General features: G+C 32.7%; 1 protein-coding gene. It reads left to right on the forward strand.

The window, feature by feature from the left end; all coding sequences use genetic code 11:
• Positions 1-272: hypothetical protein (locus EII29_RS12530; protein WP_158612579.1), on the forward strand; the 272-nt coding region annotated here is incomplete at both ends.

The raw sequence follows: 272 nt of genomic DNA on the forward strand, positions 1-272 counted from the left end.
AATATAGTAGGATTAGGAGCATTTAATGTATTAAAGAATAACGGAATACATTTAGGGAAAGGCAAAGGATTTGATTTAAGGTCATATGGAACTCCTATAAGAAGAAATACATTATCTGATTTTGAGAAGCCATTGGGAATACAATTTAAAGGGTCAGCATTGAACACACCTGACTTTGTAGCTAATACAAATAAGCTGTTCAGTTTATCAGGAGAGTCAAGACTTGTAAATATATCGAACATAGGTAAAGTAAAAGAGCATAGCTGGAAAGA

The sequence above is a fragment of the Leptotrichia sp. OH3620_COT-345 genome (genome assembly GCF_003932895.1).
GTDB lineage: Bacteria > Fusobacteriota > Fusobacteriia > Fusobacteriales > Leptotrichiaceae > Pseudoleptotrichia.